The sequence below is a fragment of the Azospirillum sp. UENF 312511 genome (assembly GCF_058780635.1).
This window is the reverse complement of record NZ_JBSNCG010000005.1, coordinates 402,526-420,607: the sequence shown is the minus strand read 5'-3', so window position 1 is coordinate 420,607 and position 18,082 is coordinate 402,526. Positions and strand designations below refer to the sequence as shown.

General features: G+C 69.3%; 15 protein-coding genes. 7 read left to right on the top strand and 8 right to left on the bottom strand.

Annotated elements, in window-relative coordinates; genetic code table 11:
- The first annotated feature begins 15 nt into the window (after nucleotides 1–15).
- From ACWPN7_RS30455 to ACWPN7_RS30440, 4 genes are all read left to right on the top strand, one after another.
- Nucleotides 16–786: a (Fe-S)-binding protein gene (locus ACWPN7_RS30455; RefSeq protein WP_040136553.1), complete on the top strand. Its 771-nt coding sequence runs from the start codon at nucleotides 16–18 to the stop codon at nucleotides 784–786.
- Nucleotides 779–2,203: a LutB/LldF family L-lactate oxidation iron-sulfur protein gene (locus tag ACWPN7_RS30450; RefSeq protein ID WP_040136555.1), complete on the top strand. Its 1,425-nt coding sequence runs from the start codon at nucleotides 779–781 to the stop codon at nucleotides 2,201–2,203. Before ACWPN7_RS30455 ends, ACWPN7_RS30450 begins: the two co-directional genes overlap by 8 nt.
- Nucleotides 2,196–2,867 carry a LutC/YkgG family protein gene (locus ACWPN7_RS30445; protein WP_459197126.1) on the top strand — a complete coding sequence of 224 codons (672 nt, stop codon included), beginning with the start codon at nucleotides 2,196–2,198 and terminating at the stop codon, nucleotides 2,865–2,867. The genes ACWPN7_RS30450 and ACWPN7_RS30445 overlap by 8 nt, the downstream gene beginning before the upstream one ends.
- Before the next feature lie 158 nt (nucleotides 2,868–3,025).
- A complete protein-coding gene (locus ACWPN7_RS30440; RefSeq protein WP_040137233.1) occupies nucleotides 3,026–3,472 on the top strand; it encodes a group III truncated hemoglobin in 447 nt (148 codons plus the stop codon).
- On the opposite strand, the gene ACWPN7_RS30435 is transcribed toward ACWPN7_RS30440, so the two are convergent.
- Together ACWPN7_RS30435 and ACWPN7_RS30430 are read right to left on the bottom strand one after the other, a co-directional pair.
- A complete protein-coding gene (locus tag ACWPN7_RS30435) occupies nucleotides 3,473–3,967 on the bottom strand; it encodes a type 2 periplasmic-binding domain-containing protein (RefSeq protein WP_175428833.1) in 495 nt (164 codons plus the stop codon).
- Nucleotides 3,968–4,032: 65 nt separating this feature from the next.
- Nucleotides 4,033–6,447, bottom strand: a complete 2,415-nt coding sequence (locus tag ACWPN7_RS30430; RefSeq protein WP_201042517.1) for a hybrid sensor histidine kinase/response regulator — start codon at nucleotides 6,445–6,447, stop codon at nucleotides 4,033–4,035.
- A gap of 229 nt (nucleotides 6,448–6,676) precedes the next feature.
- Here ACWPN7_RS30430 and ACWPN7_RS30425 point away from each other — a divergent pair, with 229 nt between their 5' ends.
- Nucleotides 6,677–7,537 (top strand): LOG family protein, encoded by an 861-nt coding sequence (locus ACWPN7_RS30425; protein WP_040136561.1) that lies wholly within the window; start codon nucleotides 6,677–6,679, stop codon nucleotides 7,535–7,537.
- A 3-nt stretch (nucleotides 7,538–7,540) separates the two neighbouring features.
- Here the strand turns inward: ACWPN7_RS30425 and ACWPN7_RS30420 are convergent, their stop codons facing one another.
- The gene (locus ACWPN7_RS30420; RefSeq protein ID WP_040136563.1) at nucleotides 7,541–8,329 is read right to left on the bottom strand and encodes a DUF3750 domain-containing protein; all 789 of its coding nucleotides are present in this window, start codon (nucleotides 8,327–8,329) and stop codon (nucleotides 7,541–7,543) included.
- A 136-nt stretch (nucleotides 8,330–8,465) separates the two neighbouring features.
- Here ACWPN7_RS30420 and ACWPN7_RS30415 point away from each other — a divergent pair, with 136 nt between their 5' ends.
- Entirely contained in the window at nucleotides 8,466–8,906 is a 441-nt protein-coding gene (locus ACWPN7_RS30415; RefSeq protein WP_459197127.1) for a hypothetical protein, read from the top strand.
- Nucleotides 8,907–8,912: 6 nt separating this feature from the next.
- On the opposite strand, the gene ACWPN7_RS30410 is transcribed toward ACWPN7_RS30415, so the two are convergent.
- Nucleotides 8,913–10,961, bottom strand: coding sequence for a mechanosensitive ion channel family protein (locus ACWPN7_RS30410; RefSeq protein WP_459197128.1), 2,049 nt, complete (start codon nucleotides 10,959–10,961; stop codon nucleotides 8,913–8,915).
- A gap of 367 nt (nucleotides 10,962–11,328) precedes the next feature.
- Here ACWPN7_RS30410 and ACWPN7_RS30405 point away from each other — a divergent pair, with 367 nt between their 5' ends.
- Nucleotides 11,329–11,709, top strand: coding sequence for an RT0821/Lpp0805 family surface protein (locus ACWPN7_RS30405; protein ID WP_040136568.1), 381 nt, complete (start codon nucleotides 11,329–11,331; stop codon nucleotides 11,707–11,709).
- Between the two features lie 15 nt (nucleotides 11,710–11,724).
- Here ACWPN7_RS30405 and ACWPN7_RS30400 read toward each other — a convergent pair whose 3' ends face one another.
- The 4 genes from ACWPN7_RS30400 to ACWPN7_RS30385 form a co-directional block, all read right to left on the bottom strand.
- Nucleotides 11,725–13,923 (bottom strand): site-2 protease family protein, encoded by a 2,199-nt coding sequence (locus ACWPN7_RS30400; RefSeq protein WP_492273653.1) that lies wholly within the window; start codon nucleotides 13,921–13,923, stop codon nucleotides 11,725–11,727.
- Nucleotides 13,924–13,926: 3 nt separating this feature from the next.
- Nucleotides 13,927–15,291: an efflux RND transporter periplasmic adaptor subunit gene (locus ACWPN7_RS30395; protein ID WP_459197130.1), complete on the bottom strand. Its 1,365-nt coding sequence runs from the start codon at nucleotides 15,289–15,291 to the stop codon at nucleotides 13,927–13,929.
- Nucleotides 15,281–16,069 carry an efflux RND transporter periplasmic adaptor subunit gene (locus tag ACWPN7_RS30390; RefSeq protein ID WP_247874717.1) on the bottom strand — a complete coding sequence of 263 codons (789 nt, stop codon included), beginning with the start codon at nucleotides 16,067–16,069 and terminating at the stop codon, nucleotides 15,281–15,283. The genes ACWPN7_RS30395 and ACWPN7_RS30390 overlap by 11 nt, the downstream gene beginning before the upstream one ends.
- A 139-nt stretch (nucleotides 16,070–16,208) precedes the next feature.
- On the bottom strand, nucleotides 16,209–18,059 hold the full coding sequence (locus ACWPN7_RS30385; RefSeq protein WP_459197131.1) for a TolC family protein: 1,851 nt from the start codon (nucleotides 18,057–18,059) through the stop codon (nucleotides 16,209–16,211).
- Between the last annotated feature and the right edge of the window lie 23 nt (nucleotides 18,060–18,082).

Sequence of the window (18,082 nt, the reverse complement as noted above, 5' to 3'; positions counted from 1 at the left end):
GGAGGGAGGAAAACCATGAGCCACGACGGCACCACGAGCCGCCCCGACATCGAGCGGCCCGAAAGCGTTTACTTCTTCGGCACCTGTCTGGTCGACCTGTTCTATCCGGAAGCCGGCATGGCCGGCATGGAGCTGCTGAAGGCGCAGGGCATCCGCGTCGTCTTCCCGCAGGGGCAGAGCTGCTGCGGCCAGCCCGCCTACAATTCCGGCTACCGGGAGGAGGCGCTGAAGGTCGCCCGCGCGCAGTTGGACTACTTCCCCGGCGACTGGCCCATCGTCGTGCCGTCGGGCTCCTGCGCCGGCATGATGAGCAAGCACTGGCCCGACCTGTTCAAAGGCGAGCCGGACGAGGTCCGCGCCCGTCAGGTGGCGTCCCGCGTGTGGGAGCTGACCCAGTTCCTCGTCCAGGTCCTCAAGGTTAAATTCGAGGACCAGGGGCCACCGGTGAAGATCACGTGGCACGCCTCCTGCCACGCCCAGCGCGAAATGGGCGTGACCGACGAGCCAAAGGCCCTGCTGCGCCAGCTCGCCAACGTCGAGCTGGTCGAGTTGCAGCGGGAGAAGGAATGCTGCGGCTTCGGCGGCACCTTCGCCGTGCGCCATCCCGAGATTTCGGCCGCCATGGTCGGCGACAAGGTGGCGGACATCGAGAACACCGGGGCGAAGGCCGTGGTGTCCGGTGACTGCGGCTGCCTGATGAACATCTCCGGCGCGCTGGAGGGCGGCAAGAAGCCGGTCCGCGGCGTCCACATCGCCCAGTTCCTGAAGGAGCGCACCCATGGGTGAGACCAGCATCAATTTTGCGAAGGCCTCCAGCGCGGCGCTCCAGGACCAGCAGCTCCGCGGCAACTTCCGCCGTGCCATGGACGGGCTGATGTCCAAGCGCGCCGTGCAGTTCGCCGACACCGCCGAGTGGAACGGGGTGCGGACGCTCGGCGCCTCGGTCCGCCTGCGCGCCCTGTCCAAGCTGCCGGAACTGCTGGAGACGCTGGAAGCCAACTGCACGAAGAACGGCATCCAGGTCCATTGGGCTTCCACCACCGACGAGGCCAACGCCATCGTCCTCTCCATCATGCAGCGCGTGAACGCCAAGCTGGTGGTCAAGGGCAAGTCGATGGTGTCGGAGGAGATGCACCTCAACGCCTTCCTGGAAAAGCACGGCATCGAGAGCCTGGAAAGCGACCTCGGTGAATACATCGTCCAGCTTGATGAAGCGATGCCCTCGCACATCATCATGCCGGCGATTCACATGAACACCAAGCAGATCGCCCATCTGTTCAAGCAGAAGATCAAGGAAGCGGAATACACCGAGGACGTGGCCCAGCTGACGGACCTCGCCCGACGCGTCCTGCGCAAGAAGTTCGCGACCGCCGACGTCGGCATCTCCGGCGTCAACATGGCGGTGGCGGAGACGGGCACGCTCTGCCTGGTGGAGAACGAGGGCAACGGGCGCATGAGCACCACGGTGCCGCCCGTCCACATCGCCGTCATGGGCCTGGAAAAGGTCGTGGAGAAGCTGGAGGACGTGCCGCCGGTCATCAGCCTGCTGACCCGCTCCGCCACCGCCCAGCCGATCACCACCTATGTCAACATGATCTCCAGCCCCCGCAAGGAGGGCGAGAAGGACGGCCCGAACGAGATCCATCTGGTGATCCTCGACAACGGGCGGTCGGGCATCTACGCCGACGAGGAGCTGCGCAACACGCTGCGCTGCATCCGCTGCGGCGCCTGCATGAACCATTGCCCGGTCTACACCAAGGTTGGCGGCCACGCCTATCAGGCGCCCTACCCCGGCCCGATCGGCTCGATCCTGATGCCGCAGGTGGAAGGGCTGGAGAAGCGGGGCGAGCTGCCGCACGCCTGCACCATGTGCAACGCCTGCGTCGAGATCTGCCCGGTCAAGATCCCCATCGTGGAGATCATGGGCCGCCTGCGGTCGGAGGCCGTTCATCCCGGCGACGCGGTGCGGGGCGCCGGATCGCACGCCAGCAAGGCGGAGGCGATGGTGTGGAAGGGCTGGTCGATGACCTACGCCTCGCCGCTCGCCTACCAGTTCGCGACGGCGCTGCTGGCGAAGCTGGGCAACGCCGCCCCTGCCAGCCTGCCGCTGCTGAAGGAGTGGACGAACGTGCGGGCCAAGCCGCGCTTCGCCAACCGCACGCTCCACGCCCTCGCCCGCGAAAAGGGGATTCCCGATGTCTGAGTCCAGAAACGCGATCCTGGGCAAGCTGCGCGCCGGGCGCGACGCCCACCCGCTGACCCCGCCGGAGTCCGACTTCGCCGTCCTGCGCAACAAGCGCTGGGACGGCGCGGAGCGGCTGGAGCGCATCAAGCGCATGATGGAGGCCGTCCACACGGAATTCCTGGAAACGACGGAGGCCGACTGGCCCGCCGACGTCCAGGCCTTCCTCACGGCGCAGGGCACCCGCAACCTGCTGTTCGGTCCGTCGACCGAGGCCGGGGCGCGCCTGTCCGCCGAATGGGCGGCGTCCGGGATGGCGGGCGGTCCGGAGCTGATCCCCTACGCCGACCGGGTCGAGACCTTCAAGGAACGGCTGTTCGACGGCATCGACGCCGGCATCACCACGACGCTGGGGGCCATCGCCGACACCGGCAGCCTGATCGTCTGGCCGACGCCGGAGGAGCCGCGGCTGATGTCGTTGGTGCCGCACATGCACTTGGCGCTGCTGCGCGCCGACGCGCTGTACGACACCTTCTGGCAGGCGATGACCGAGAATCGCTGGGCCGACGGCATGCCGACCAACGCCCTGCTGATCTCCGGCCCGTCGAAGACCGCGGACATCGAGCAGACGCTGGCCTACGGCGTCCACGGGCCGAAGCGGCTGGTGGTGGTTATCGTCCGGTAATAGTGCGGAGAGCGATCCCCTCTCCCGCCCCGGGAGAGGGGTTCAAGAGCAGACGTCATCATCTCTGTCAATCGCGTCGCACGGGTGGCGGTGTGCCGCCGGGACGGGTATAGTGCCGGGTCTTGTTCGCCTCATGTTTTTTTCAGGACCCCACCGCCTTGGACCAGACCACTGTTCCCACCCCCCAGTCCGCCACCATCGCCGAGCGGGTCGCCAAGACCGGCATCGACGAGGCGATGATCGAAGCCCTCGTCCGCACCTTCTACGGCAAGATTCGCGACGACGCCCTGCTCGGCCCGGTGTTCGGCGCGGCGATCACCGACTGGGAGCCGCATCTTCTGAAGATGATCGACTTCTGGTCCTCGGTCGCCCTGCTGACCCACCGTTACGACGGGCGGCCCCTGCCCGCCCATGTCCGCTTCGACATCGGGCCGGCGCATTTCGAGCGCTGGCTGGAGCTGTTCCGCGAGACGACGGCCGAGGTCTGCACGCCCGAGGCCGCCGCCTTCTTCGAGGATCGCGCCGCCAACATCGGGCGCAGCATCCAGATGGGGGTGGATTTCTTCCGCAAGCAGGCCGCGGCCGACGCTGGCGCTGCCCGCTGATCAGGCCCCGCGTACCGGCTTGCCCTTCACGCCCCAACTGTCCGTGAAGTCGCGCACGCCGGGTATGGTCATCATGTGGGCGTCCTTGACATAAACGAACTGCTTGGGACCAAGCTCGTACTCGGTCATTGTGATGCCCTTGGCCCGGCAGCGCTTCTGTTCCTCGGCCCCGATGCGGCGATCGGAGACCACCATGTCGGGATGCTCCAGCCCCACCCCGGCGCAGAAGCTGCGGAATCCGCTGTTGGTGCCCTCGGCGACGAGGCGCGGCTGGGTGTCGGGCGTGCTGTTGAAGCGGCTGGCCGCGGTGCCGACCGCCCCCCGCATGGACGGGCTGCCGACGATCCAGATTCCGCGCTCCTCGGGCGGCGGCTTCGGCACGGTGGGGGGCGGCAGGGTGGCCGTCTGCTGCGGCGATTGGAAGCCGGGGAACTGGCACCCGGCGAGCGCCGCCGCGACGGCGACCATGGCAAGGCCTTTCGACAGGGATGGCACTCTGTTGTCTCCTCCATAACCCTCGCACGGCGCGGCGCCATCGGCGCCGCTGGTGATAGCAACGCTCAAGCCGGCCCGATGGCTCCAAGATGACGGGCCAACGCGGCTTCGAGAAGACGCGGAGTCACCGGCTTGTGCATCAGGCCGAGACCGTGCCGCGCTGCGTCGCGCTGCGGTTCCGGTCCGATCTCCCCGGTGACGATGAGGCCCGGCACGTCGACGCCGAACAGGTCGCGGATGCGCAGGATGGCCTCGGTGCCGACCCGGCCCTGGCGCAGCCGGTAATCGGCCAGCACGATGTCGGGCCTCCGCCCGCCGCTGCGCAGGCGCTCCAGCGCTTCGCCGGTGCTCCCGGCGCACAGAACCTCGAACCCCCATTCGCCGAGCATCACCGCCAGCCCCATCAGAACGATGGCGTCGTCCTCCACGACCACGGCCAGCCGCCCACCCCCGGTCGCCGTCATGGCATCGGCCCGCGCTGTCCGGGCGGCGGGAGGCGTGGGACGCGGCGCATCATGGCGGACCAGCGGCACGCTGACCGAGAAGATCGAGCCGCGCTCCGGACGCGACACCAGATCCACCGGATGGTCGAGCAGCCGCGACAGCCGTCGCACGATGGCGAGCCCCAGGCCAAGTCCCTGGTCGCGGTCGCGCTCCGGGTTGCCGATCTGATGGAACTCCTCGAAGATGCGCTCCCGCTGGTCGGGCGGGATGCCCAGGCCGGTGTCGTGCACCTCGACGCACAGGCGCGTTCCCTGGGGCCGGCAATCGACCATCACACGGCCCCGGTCGGTGTAGCGGATGGCGTTGTCGACCAGATTGCGCAGCATCCGCCCCAGAAGAACCCGATCGCTGCGCACCGTGCCAGTGCAGGGCACGATCCGCCAGTCCAGCCCCTTGGCCTCGGCCAGCGGGGCATAGGCGGCGGACAGCGGGTCGAGCAGGTCGGCGACCGGAAACTCCTCGATCTGCGGCGCCACCACCCCGGCGTCGAGGCGCGACACGTCGAGCAGGCTGTCCAGCAGATCCTTCAGCGTGTCCAGCCCCTGCTGGAGCCGGTCCAGCGCCCGCTGCCCGGCGTCGCCGGTGACATGGGCCCCCAGCGCGCCGGCGAACAGCAGGATCGATTGCATGGGCTGGCGCAGGTCGTGGCTGGCCGCTGCCAGGAAGCGGCCTTTGGAGCGGTCGGCCTCCTCCGCCGCCTGTTGGGCGCGCCGGATGTCGTGGATGTCCACCGCGGTGCCGATCCAGGAGACGATGGCGCCCCTTTCCCGCACCGGCACCACGCGGCACTGGTGCCAACGCCATGCCCCGTCGGCGCGCCGCATCCGGATGTTGCTCTGATAAGGCGAACCCGCGGCGATCGAGCGCGTCCTCAGTTCCAGATAGGCGGGGCGGTCGTCCGGATGGAACCCCTGCCAGGCGGACATGACGTCCGGGTCCTGGCCGGTGTAGGCGCGCAATTCCTCATTGTAGTATTCAGGGGTGCCGTCCGAGCGGTTGATCCACATGAGCAGCGGCGTGTTGTCCACCAGCGTGCGGAACCGTGCCTCGCTCGACCGCAGCGCCTCCTCCGCCCGCTTGCGGGCGGTGATGTCGCGGGCCACCCCGACGACGCCGATGGCCGCCCCCCAGGCGTCGCGCAGGGGCATCACGCTGATCATCAGGACGCGTTTGCCCTCCTCCGTCGGGAAGGGCAACTCCTCCTCCACCGTCTCCTCTCGCCCGGTGGCGATCACCCGCCCGCACAGGTCGTCGAGCCGTGCAGCGTCCTCCGGTGGGAACAGATCCTCGTCGGTCAGGCCCGCCAACTCCTCCCGCGTCCGTCCCAACAGGCGCGTGGTCGCGGAGTTGACCAGGGTGAACCGACGCTCGCGGTCCTTGGCGAAGATCGGGTCGGTAACGCTCTCCAGAAGGCTTTCCAACAGGGCGTTCTTGTCCCGCAGCAGCGCCTCGGCCGCCTGGGCGGCGCGGTGGGCGGCCTGGGTTTCCATCTCGTGCATGGCGAGACGGGCGAACTCCTCCAGGTCCCGCCCGTCCTCCGCGCTGAACTCCGGATGGGGCTTGTGATCGAGCAGGGAGAAGGTTCCGATGCGCAGCCCATCCGGCGCGATCAGCGGCGCCCCGGCATAGAAGCGCAGGTGCGGAGGCCCGGCCACCAGCTCATGGTCGGCGAAGCGCTCGTCCTCCCGCGTGTCGCACACGACCAGCACCGCATCGTCGAGAATGGTGTGGGCGCAAAAGGACATCCGGCGCTCAAGGACCATCGTATCCAGCCCATAGCCGGCCTTGGACCATTGCCGCGTCTCGTCCACCAGATTGACCATCACGATGGGCATGCGGAAATGGCGGGCGCCCAGCCGGACCAGCCGGTCGAAGGACGCCTCCGGCGGCGTGTCCAGCACACCATAGCTCTTCAGCCGGTCGAGCCGGGCGCGCTCATCCGATGGCCATGGCGGCTCGATGCTGCTCAACGTCACCCCTTACGAACAGACGCGGATAAGACGCTGATGGTTGGACGCAGACGCGCCTGAACCATGATGTGGGCAGTGCCAAGGCTTATGGAAAGACGCGCAACCGCTTTCCCTTCCGCCTTCCTTCGGTCTGCGGCACAATTGCTTTGAATGCAAATCCTTTGAGTCCGGGCAATGAACCGCCCGCGACCCCACATGACCAGAAGCCGTTCCCCGTCCCCACCCGGAGCACAGCATGAAGGACAGCAAGCCGAACCACGAATCCGCCGCCTACCGCATCGCCTTCGAGGACCGCGATTTCCTGTTGAGCGAGCCGATGCGCGGGGTGCGCTTCATGCTCGAATACGCCAAGCCGGAATCGGAGCTGAAGGCCTGGGGCATCCGCTCCACCATCGTGGTCTACGGCAGCGCGCGGGTGCCCTCGCCCGAGCGGGCGGAACAGCTTCTCCGCGACGCCCGGACGCCGGAGGAGCGGCAACTGGCCGAGCGGCGGGCCAAGCAGGCGGCCTGGTACGAGGAGGCCCGGACCTTCGGGCGCATCGTGTCGGAGCGTGGCGGCGCCCTGGCGCCCACCGAGGATGGCCAGCGCGACAACGTCATCGCGACCGGCGGCGGTCCCGGCCTGATGGAGGCCGCCAACCGCGGCGCGCAGGAGGCCGGGGCGCCGAGCATCGGCTTCAACATCAGCCTGCCGCAGGAGCCGCACCCCAACCCCTACAGCACGCCGGAGCTGACCTTCCGCTTCCATTATTTCGCCATCCGGAAAATGCATCTGGCGATGCGCGCCAACGGGCTGGCGATCTTCCCCGGCGGTTTCGGCACCTTCGATGAAGCCTTCGAGATCCTGAACCTGCGCAACACCAACAAGGCGTCCCGCCTGCCCATCGTCTTCGTCGGGCGCGACTATTGGAACGAGGTGGTGAACTTCCGCGCCCTGGCCGATCACGGCATGATCAGCGCCGGCGATCTGGAACTGTTCGACATCGCCGACACGGCGGAGGAGGCGTGGGACTGCATGACCCGGCTCGGCCTCAAGCGCGGCAACCCGCCGCTCGGCCCCGCCGGCACCGGCATGTCGGCGTCCGAGGAGAACTGAGGCTCAGCCCGGCGGCGGGCTTTCGGCGGCCGGGGCCGTCGGGGCGGGAGCGTTCAGCGCCAACCGCCCGACGCCCGGGATCTTGACCGCGAGGTCGAAGGGATCGACCCCGAAGGTCATGCCGAGCAGGTTCACCTCGAACCCTTCCTCCTTGGCCAGGAGCAGGCCGGCGAGGCCGAACAGGCTGACCTGCCAGCCCGTGCCGCTGGGCGCCCGCGCGATCATGCCGGTGCCCAGATAATCCTTGCCCAGCGCCGTGGAGGGCAGGTCGAGCCGCAGCTCCGGCACCGCCCGTCCTACCCAGGCGGCAAAGGTGTTGCTGTTGGGGCCGGGCCAGATGCGGTACTCCCCGGCGTAGGGGTAGCTCTGGGCGGCGTCGGCGATCTTGGGGATGGCGGCCTCGGCGGCGGGGCCGCGCAACTCGGCCAGCACGGCGGGGGCGGAGCCGAACCAGCGCCCGTCCGGATCGCGGTTGCTGACCGCCACCGCCGGCAGACCGCGGTAGACCCGCCAGCCGATCACCTCATAGACGGTGTAGGCCGACGCCCCCGCCGGCTTCACCGCGAACCACGGGTGCGTGCCGAAGGCGCCGCGCCAGGACAGGGCGCGGGCGGCGTAGACCTGCACCACCGCCTCTTGCGTCGTGGCGGGATCGGGGGCGAGGCCGACGGACGCGCGGTCCGCCCGGCTCCAGTCCACCCCCAGCGTCGCCGTTCCCGACGCGATCACGAAGGCCGGACCGGCCAGCAGCAGGACCAGCGTCATCAAAATCACCAGGATGGTGGCCGTCATTCTTTTCCGCACCGCTCCCTCTCGCCTGATGGGCCGTTTCCCAGATAGGCTGTCATCGCCCTGCCCGCCACCGATGTTGTACGTTGAGGACCATCCAATCGGTTCATCGCCGGATGGTTATCCAAGGAGCGCACCGATGCCCGCCGCTGACCTGACCGACCTTCTGGACCGCATCACCCGGCAGGCGCCGACCCGCGCCGCGACGATGGAGGTCGCCCGCGCGCTCGGCTGGACCACCGGGCCGAGCCGCAAGGGATGGAAGGTGGTTCAGCCCACCGGCTATGTCGGCGGCATGGTTGTCCCGCCCAGCGCCGACACCGCCGCCGCCGAGGTGTGGTTCGATCCCGAGGGGACGGAGCGCGGCCTCGCCGGCCCCAACGCCGAGTTCCCGCCCTATCTGACCAGCCTGGACACCGCCCTGTCCGCCGTCCCGGTGGCGGAGCGCGCGACCGCCCTGCGGACCGCGCTGGACCGCCACCGGGCGTGGCAGGAGGAGACCGGGCGCGACGACGCGGCGCTCGGCCGCCTGCCCGCCTTCGTCATCGCGGCGTGGCTGTCGGTTAAGCCGGCGGCGTGACGGACGTCACTCCGCGGCTCCGCTCTCCTTGCCGGTGCCGTTCATGGCCTGGGCGGCGGCGAAGCCGATGATCCGGTTGGCGGCGTCCGGATCGTCCACCCGCACCACCACGCCGCGCCCGACCAGATGGATGCCATGGTCCTGGAAGGCGCGGATCAGGCGATGGTACGCCTCGCGCCGGATGACGAACTGCTCGTTGGGCTTGGTGATGAACTTGACGCCGATGATCGCCGCGTCGTCCTCCACCCGCCGCACGCCCTGGGACTTCAGCGGTTCGATGAAGCTCGGCCCCATCTCCGGGTCGGCGGACAGCTCCTTGCCGACCTCCTTCACCAGCTTCTTCACCAGCCCCATGTCGGTCTCGGGTGGAACGCGGAACTCCAGACGCATCAGCGCCCAGTCGCGGCTGTAGTTGGTCAGCGCCTTGATCTGGCCGAAGGGCAGCGTGTGCACCGCGCCGCGGTGGTGGCGCAGCTTCAAGGAGCGCAGGGAGATGCCTTCCACCGTGCCGCGCAGGTTGCCGACCTCCACATAGTCGCCCATGTGGAACGCGTCCTCCAGCAGGAAGAAGACGCCGGCCAGGATGTCGGCGATGGTCGATTGCGCGCCCAGTCCGATGGCGATGCCGACCACTCCCGCCCCGGCGAGCAGCGGCCCGATCTCGATGCCCAGGGAGGACAGGACGATCATGACGACGATGGCGACCAGCACGACCTGAAGGAACTTGCGCAGCAGTGGCAGCAGCGTCGCCAGCCGCTGCCCGCGCGACGACGTCCCGCCGTGCCGGGCCTCCTCCAGCGTCCGGTCGATTGCGCGCACCACCATCGTCCAGGCGACGTAGCCGAGCAGAATCACGACCGTCACGTTGAACAGCAACCGCAGGGCGATGCCGGTCGCTCCGGTCGCCTGCTCCACCCGGAATCCCCAGATGGCCGCGGTGGCGAAGACGCCGACGACGAACAGGGCCAACCACAGCGCCCGCATCACCCGCGCCACCGCGGCCTTCCCCGCCTCCGTCTCCTCCCCCCGGTAGAAGCGGGCGAGCGGGCGCTGGGCCATCAGGGCGATGGCCGGCACGGCCAGCGCCACCAGCAGGCTGGCGAGCATCCGCGGCCCCGTCGCCGGCTCCAGCCGCACCGCCGCCGCCGCGACGACCAGCCACAAGGCGACGAGATAGACCGAGGCCACTACCGCCCATAGACCCAGCGTGGGGTGGTCCTGCGCCGCCATGCCCAGCGGACGGGCAATGGCCCGCGCCACCGCCACGCGCCCGCGCCACACGCGGTAAAGCAGATACAGGAAGGGCACGGTGCTCAGCGGCAGGCCGATGGCAACGATGGCGTTCCCGCCGACCCCCAGCGCCAGCAGAAGATCGATCAGCCCGAGCACCGTCGCGGCCAACGTCACGGTGACTACGCCCGTGCGGTGAAGGGTGCGCGCGTCGGTATCCTCCAACGGGATCAAGCGTTGCTCTGGATGGTCCGGCGCGCACAGGAAGCGGATCAGGCGGTCGGTCAGCAGAACGGTCAGCGCCGCCTGGAGCACCGCCAGAAGGACGGCCGGGGCCGCGGGATGCGGCGGCCGCAAGATCGCGTAGACGACCAGCACCCCGAGCGCGAAGGCGCCCACCGGCACCAACCCCAGCACGAAGCGCAGCGCACCGGTCAGCAGCGGCGCCCCATCGTCCACCTCCAGCTTGCGGACCGGCCCCGCCAGGACCCGGCGCGTCAGCAGCAGCGCCGCCGTCCCCGCCGCGAAGAGGATGAGCAGGCCGCGCAGCAGGCGCAGCGGGTTCACCGCCGCCTCCCGCCCGTTGGGGCGGGCGAAGGCGTCCGACAGGATGGTGGGAAGCTGTGGATAGGTGGCGGCGACCGCCTCCAGCCGCTCGGCATACACCTCCAGCGCCGTCGCCGGCCCGCCGGCCGCAGGCGCGTGGGCATCGGGCGTCTGCGCCACGGCCCATCCGGACGGCGAGGCGGCAAACAGCAGGACGGCAAACAGGGCAAGGGCTGACCACCGGGCCAACCTGCGGCGCGTCCCCGAATCTTCGTTCATAGGGGCCATCCTGCCGGAGAGCGACGGAGCGGTGCCCATCGGGCGGAAAAGTCCGCGCCGATGACGGGGACCGACAATGGGAAACGCTCGTCTGCCCCTCGATCAAGAAGCCAGTACGTTACCGTTGCCTATCGGACGGCCCCGCGACGGAACGCGCACCGTGAACCTGACTTTGGAGCATGGCCGGAGCATGGCCGGAGCATGGAACAGAGCATGAAAACGGCCGGAGGCCGCCGCCCGTCGATGGGTGAAGCGTATGTTACCGTAACACCCCGGTTCGTGACCTGTCTTCACATGCGGCCATCATCAATCATTCCTAAAATGCCCGGATTCGAAAACGGTCATAACGGTCATAAGGAGCCGCCGCATGCGCCTGTTGCCCATCCCGTCCCTTGCCTTCGGGCTTTACGCCGCCGCGCTGGTCGCGACGCTGGGCGTCGCCACCCCGGCGCAGGCGCAGTTCGGCCTTTTCCTTGGCGGACGCGGCGGGGTGGATTTGACGGACGAGGATTGGGACCTGTTCCGCAAGGCGCTCAGCGACGCCCTGACCCCGATGGAAGCGGGGCGACGCACCGAATGGAACAATCCGAAGACCGGGGTGCGCGGCGATGTGGTCGTGGAGAAGATCCACGAGCGCGACGGCGCGCCCTGCGGAGACGTTCAAGCCAATTTCATCCGGCGAACCGTCCAGCCCTACAGACTGACCTTTTGCAAAATGGCCAACGGGCGATGGGCAATCGCTCCCTGATGGGCAATCGTCTCGTCAGAACCCGGTTTCGCGGATCAGCACGGCCAGCGCGGTGCGCCAGAAGCGGTCGGCCAGACTGCGCGCCTCGCCGTCCACACGGGCCACGCCGCGCATCTGGTGGGCGGGTCCCGCCTGCGTCCGGTCCAGCGGCGCCAGGGTCACCCGGTACACCGCTTCCATCGGCTTCAGGTTGGCACGCGCGGCTTCGGCGTTCGTACGCCCCATCGATGGTCCGGCTTGGCTCTCCACCGCGATCGGACCGCCGTGGGTCGAGGCCAGGGCAGGAATGTCCAGCCCCTTCACACTGACCCGGTCCACCGCCGTCACCCGCGCTTCCATGCGGGGGCGCAACGGATCGTCGGCGTGGAACACCGCTCCTGCCCCCACTGCGACGCGGATGAGGTCGTTCTCGGCCACATAGCCGACCAGTTCCCCGCCACCGTCGACGACGATCTGGCCCAGCGCCAGGGACGGTCCCACCCAGCGGCCGGGGCGCAGCGAGTCGGCCACATCCACCACTTTGCCGGCGATGGGCGCGCGGATCTCCAGCCGCGCCAAGCTGTCCAGCAGGCCCTGCCGGTCGGCCAGCCCAGCGGCCAGATCCTCCTCCATCACGCGCACCCGGTCCAGCCCGTCGCGGGCGGCCAGCATGCGGTCGATGCGGTCCTGGGCCAGCGCAATGCGCAGCTCCGACTGCTGCAGCCTGCTGGTCAGTTCCGGCGCCTCCAGGCGGAACAGCAGGTCGCCCGCCGCCACGCGCTGGCCGGGCTGGACCAGCACCTCCACGATTCGGGACGGGGCCGGAGCGAACAGGGTCGAGAAGCCCTCCGCCCGCCACACCGACGGTACGGCGATGGTTCCGGTGACCGGCACGAAGGCCAGCCAGACCAGCGCGGTCAGGCCGCCCAGGGTCATCAGAAGGTTCCGGTTGGGGCGCAGGCTGCCCCGCCGCTCCCACCAGGCCGCCACCTCGTTGCAGAGGGGGCGCAGGATGAACCAGCCGACTTCGACCGCGAACAGCACGATTCCCAGCGCCTTGATGAAGAAGTGATAGACCAGGAGCGCGATGCCGATGAACAGCACCAGCCGGTAGACCCAGGTGGCGAAGGCGTACGCCAGCAGCACCCGGTGCATCCACGGATCGAACCGCTCCGGCACCTCCTCGCCCAGGCCGAACAGCCACTCGCGCAACCGCCAGCGGGCCAGCGCGAAGGCGCGGTCCTGAAGATTCGGCACGTCCAGCGCGTCGGCCAGCAGGTAGTAGCCGTCGAAGCGCATGAAGGGGCTGAGGTTGATGGTCAGGGTCGTCACCCAGCTCACCGTCGCCACCAGGAAGGCGGCGCTGCGCAGCGGCCCGTCGGGCAGGAAGCTCCACGCCAGCGTGGCGAAGGCGGCCAGCGCCAACTCGGTCAGCATGCCCGCCGCGGCGATGTGCAGCCGGGCGCGGCGCGAGACGAGCCGCCACGCGTCGCTGGTGTCGGTGTAGAGCACCGGCCACATCACCAGGAAGGCCGCTCCCATGGTCGGCACCCGGCAGCCGAAGCGTTTCGCGGTGTAGGCGTGCCCCAGCTCGTGCAGCGTCTTCGTCACCAGCAGGGTCAGGCCGTACAGCGCCATGCCCTCCAGCGTGAAGAAATGCAGGAAGGTGTGGGCGAAGCTGTCCCACTGGCGCATCGCCAGGATGAGGCCGAGAACCCCCGCGCCGATCACCGTCCACAGCCAGCCGCGGCTGTAGAAGGGCGCCACATAGCGCACCGTGGCGTCCAAAAAGGCGTCGGGCCGGACCAGCGGGATGCGGAAGAACAGGTAGTTGTGCAGCAGCCACATCCACCAGGACGTGCGGCGCGCCGCCGTCTGCTTCGCCAGGAAATCGACGTCGGCGCCCTGGGTCAGGTTGTTGGCGGCGAGGAACTTGTAGAGGGCGATCACATCCTCCGCCTCCGGCTGCAGGACCGTTTCGGCGGCCACAGCGGCGGCGATGGCGCGGGGCGATCCGTGATGCCAGCGGGCGATGACCTCGAAGGCGCCGTGGCCGATGCGGAAATAGCGGTTGCGCACCGGATCGTGAATCGTCCAGCAGGGCGAGCCGTCCACCGCCGGCGGGGCGGGGAGCAGATGAAGCTCCTCGCGCAGCGGCGGCAGCCGCACGCTGTCCATTGGATCCACCGGCGTGACGGCCGCTGGACCCGTCGTCATGCCGATGGCGGCGCCCATGGTTTAGAGCCCCACGGTCTGACGCAACGCCGCCAGCGGGCGGCGGAACAGGTAGAAGGCCAGCGGCACCCGCTCCCCCTGGATCTTGGCGGTCCCGCGCAGCCCGATGCGCGGCGTCGGCTGGTCCGGCGCCAGATCGGCGCGGACGCGGTAGGCCAGGACCCCGCCCGGGGTCAGCCCCGGTTCGTAGCTGGCGTGGGACACCGTGGCGCGCAGTGGCCGCAGGGGATCGACGTTCAGATAGAGGCTGACCTCCGCCCCCTCCTGGAGCACGATCGCGTCGTTGACAGGGACGTGCACGTCCACCTCCGCGGCCTGCGGATCGGCCAGGGTCAGGATGCGCTCACCCACCGCCACCGGCTTGCCCAGCCAGTCGTTGGCATCGGCGAAGACCGCGATGCCGATCCGCTCCGCCTTCACGGTGACGCGCTCCATCAGGTCGCGTGCGAAGTCCATCTCCGCCCGGCGCAGTTCCACCTGGGCCTTCAACTGGGCGATGCGCGCCTTGCTCTGCGGGTCGGCGAAGGCTCCCTGGGAGGCGGTCAGCAGTTCCGCTTCCGCCGAGGCCAGCGCCTTGCGCGCCACCTCCAGGCGGCTCCTCAGAATCGACGATTCGAAGCTGAACAGAGGCTGGCCGGTGGTCACCGGCTCGTTCGGCTGGACGTGGAAGCGTTCGATCACGCCTTCCAGCGGCGCGCTGACGATCAGCGGGTCGCGCGGCGCCACCTCCGCCGGGGCCAGCGTCGATTGCGGCACCGGGATGGCGAGAACCCCCGCCAGGACCGCCGCCACCGCCACCGCCCACAGCCCCTTGCGCGCCCGCAGCCCGGAGCGGCGTCCGGCTTGGGTCAGCGCCCACCAGGCGTGCCCGTACCCGCCGGACAGCTGGCCGAGGAGAATCTTCTCCCCCTCCGCCCACGCGGTGTCGCGGACGAGCCACAACACCGCCGTGACGGTGCCGTCCGGCGCCGGCAGGGGTACCCAGAGCGCCTGCGCCGGTCCCCACTGGCCCCAGTCACGCGCCAGCGCGGGCGGCACCTCCGTGGGAGCGACGCTGTGCAGGTTGCGCGCCTCCGCCCCCGCGGCGATGGCCGAGGCCGAGGCCTCCAGCCAGCGGGTGAAAGGGGCGTCGCGCTCCGGAACGGCGATGTTGGACACGGCTTCGAGCCGCGCCTTGCCCGATGCCGCGACTGTCAGGAAGACCGCCTGCTGATAGGCGATCAAGCGCCGCGTCTGGTTCACCAGGAAGAAGCGCAGCGCCTCCGGATTCTGCGCCTGCCGGGCCTCCTGCTGCAGGTTCAGCAGAAGCAGGAGGCCGTTCAGCGGGTTGATCGCCTCCGTCCGGACGGATGTGACGTCATCGGGCACCTTTGGCCTCCTCCGACGGGGTGAAGCGGGCGGTTCCGCTCATGCCGGCGACGAGGTTCGGGGCGTTGCCCTGCTTGTCGGCCTGCAGCTTGCCCGTCACCTTCAGCGACTGGCTGACCGGATCGACGCGGGCGCCGGTCAGGGTGACCTCACCGTCCAGGGCCTCGCCGGTCTCGTCGATGCGCAGTTCGAAGCGCTGGCCGGGTTTCAGCCAGACCAGCCAGGAGGACGGAACGATCAGATCCACCCGCAGATCGCGGTCGGACAGGATCTCCAGCAGAGCCGTGCCGGCGGGGACCGACTCATGCTCGCGAATCCGCTGCTCCACCACCTTGCCGTCGAAGGGCGCCTTCACGTCGCAGCGGCGGACCTCGATCTCCGCCTTGCGCAGATCGGCGCGGGCGGCCTCGGCCTTGACCTCGGCCATTTCGACTTCGGCCCCGCCGATGGACTTCAGCTGCTCCAGCCGGCGGTTCTGCCGCACCGTCACCTCGGCGGCGCGGAGGTTGGCGCGGGCGGCATCGACTGTCGCCTGATACAGGCTGCAATCGAAGGCGACGAGCGTCTGTCCCGCCTTGAAGGACTGCCCCGCCTCCACGGTCATCCGCCCGATGCGTCCGGCGATCTCGCTGGACAGCACGGCGTGCTGCCGCGCCTCGATCAGCGCGCGCACACCTCCTTCGGGGGCTGGCGCCGGGTCGGCCGCGGCAAGCGGCAGAGGAAGCAGCGCGATAGACAGCGCGGCGAGGAAGCGTGAGGGGCGAAAGCGGCACATCATGGCAGAGATTTTCTGCACCCTTTGCTCCGGAAGCGCAACGATCCAGGATCGGCAAGCGGTCCGGTACGCTTATTTGTTTCAGCGCCGGGGCACCGGCACAGCCGAAAGGGGACGGCGACGGCGCGCCGCCCCCAAGGCGTCAACGCGCGGAGGCACGCCCCATCGGGGCCAGCGCGCCCAGCGGCACCGCGTAGATCCTGACTGGCTCCGACCGGGTGGACGGGCTGTAGGACATCGTCATCGGAGCGGTCATCGAGGCGGCCGGTTGCTGCGGCAGCTCGGCCACCGTCACGCGGTCCGGCACGGCCGCCTTGCGGTCCACCGGTTCCTCGCTGCGCGCGGCCATCGGGGCGGCTTTTGGTTCGGTCGTCGGTTCGGCCGCCTTCTCGACGGGAGCCTTGTCCGCCGGAGCCTTTTCGGAGGTCGCGGCGGAGGGGACCAGCAGATCCTGGAGGCGCGCCGTGCCGCCGGCCTTCTGCTGCCAGGCGCCCAGCCCGTCGGACACCGCCTGACGCAGGGTCGCGAGATCCTGGGACGGGACGGCCTCCGGCATCGGATCGACGCCCGCCGACACCATGACGCGAGCGTAGGCGTTCTGCAGGTCGGCGTAGACGAGATCGCGCCGCAGGTCGGAGACGAGTTCCGATACCTCGGCCTGGATCACGCTCATGTCGCCCTGCTGGCCGACCGTGCTGCTGTTGACATACTGCTGCCGGATGCGGCGGTCGATCGCCGCCTGATCGGCGTTGAGCGAGAATTCCTGCGACAGTTCGCGGAACTGCACCACCGCCACGCGCACCTGGCTCAGCACCGCCACGCTGAGGGCCTGACGGCGGAAGGAGACCAGTTCCTCCTGCGCCTTGGAGAAGGCGTGGGTGTCCGGGGCCGAGGCCAGCGACAGGATGTTCCACGACACCCGCGCCCCGTAATCGGCCCAGCGCTGGTTCAGCAGGAAGCTGTTGCTGTCGTAATGCAGGCCAGCGTTCAGGTCGATTCCCGGCAGCAGCTTCAGCAGGGCGCGGCGGGTTTCGTCGGCGGTGATGCGGGCGTTGTAGGACTCCTCCAGCAGCTCCGGGCGGTTGAGGAGCGCATAGGTCTCCAGGGATTCCACCGACGCCGTGATCGCCGGGACGTCCTTGCCGGTGACGTCCGGCGGCATCTGCAGGGTGAAGCTCTCACCCGGCGGCAGGCCCATCAGCGCGCCGAGCTGCGACTTGGCGGCGACCAGCTCGCGCCGCAGGGTCTGGAGCTGGCGCAGCGTGTCGACCAGAGCGCGCTGGTAGGACAGGGTCTGCAGCGGGGACTGGACACGCTGGGCCTCCAGGGCGTTCGCGTTCTTGCGCGCCGCCTCGATGCGCTTTTCCAGCGGCTCGATCCGCTTCAGCAGCCGCTCTGCCGCGACCGCCCGCCAATAGGAGGTGCGCACGTCCTGCAAAATGCCCTGGACGACGCGGCGGCGGCGCTCGTCGGCGATCAGGACGAGGTTGGAGTTTTGGCGGGCACGCAGGTAGCTGACGCCGAAATCGAGAATGTTCCAGGTGAAGCCCAGGTCGGCGGTCCGGCGGTATCGGTCCGTGGCCGTGGTGCTCTCGCCGGTGCGGCGGCCAGTGGCGAGGTTGAGGCTTTCCGACCCGGATTCGTTGTTGCGCCCGGTATAGCCGGCCCCCGCCACGAGACGCGGCAGCATGTCGAACCGCGACAGGTCGAGCTGCTGGTTGGCGACCGCCATCTCCATCAGCTTCACGCGTTCGTCGAGGTTGTACTTGATGGCCCGTGCCATCGCCTCGTGCATCGACACCGGACCGGTGATCGGCTCCTGCGGCGCCATGATCACCGACATGTCCTGGCGCAGGCGGGACACGTTCTCATCGTCGGTCAGAGGCTTCGGGCTGATGGAACATCCGCTGGCGAGCAGCGCGGCGGCGGCCAGGGCGAAGGACGCGCGGGCCTTGTTACCCCGCGGCCGGAGGGAGGAAGCGAACCGGGTCATTCTCGTCGGCAATCCATTTGGAA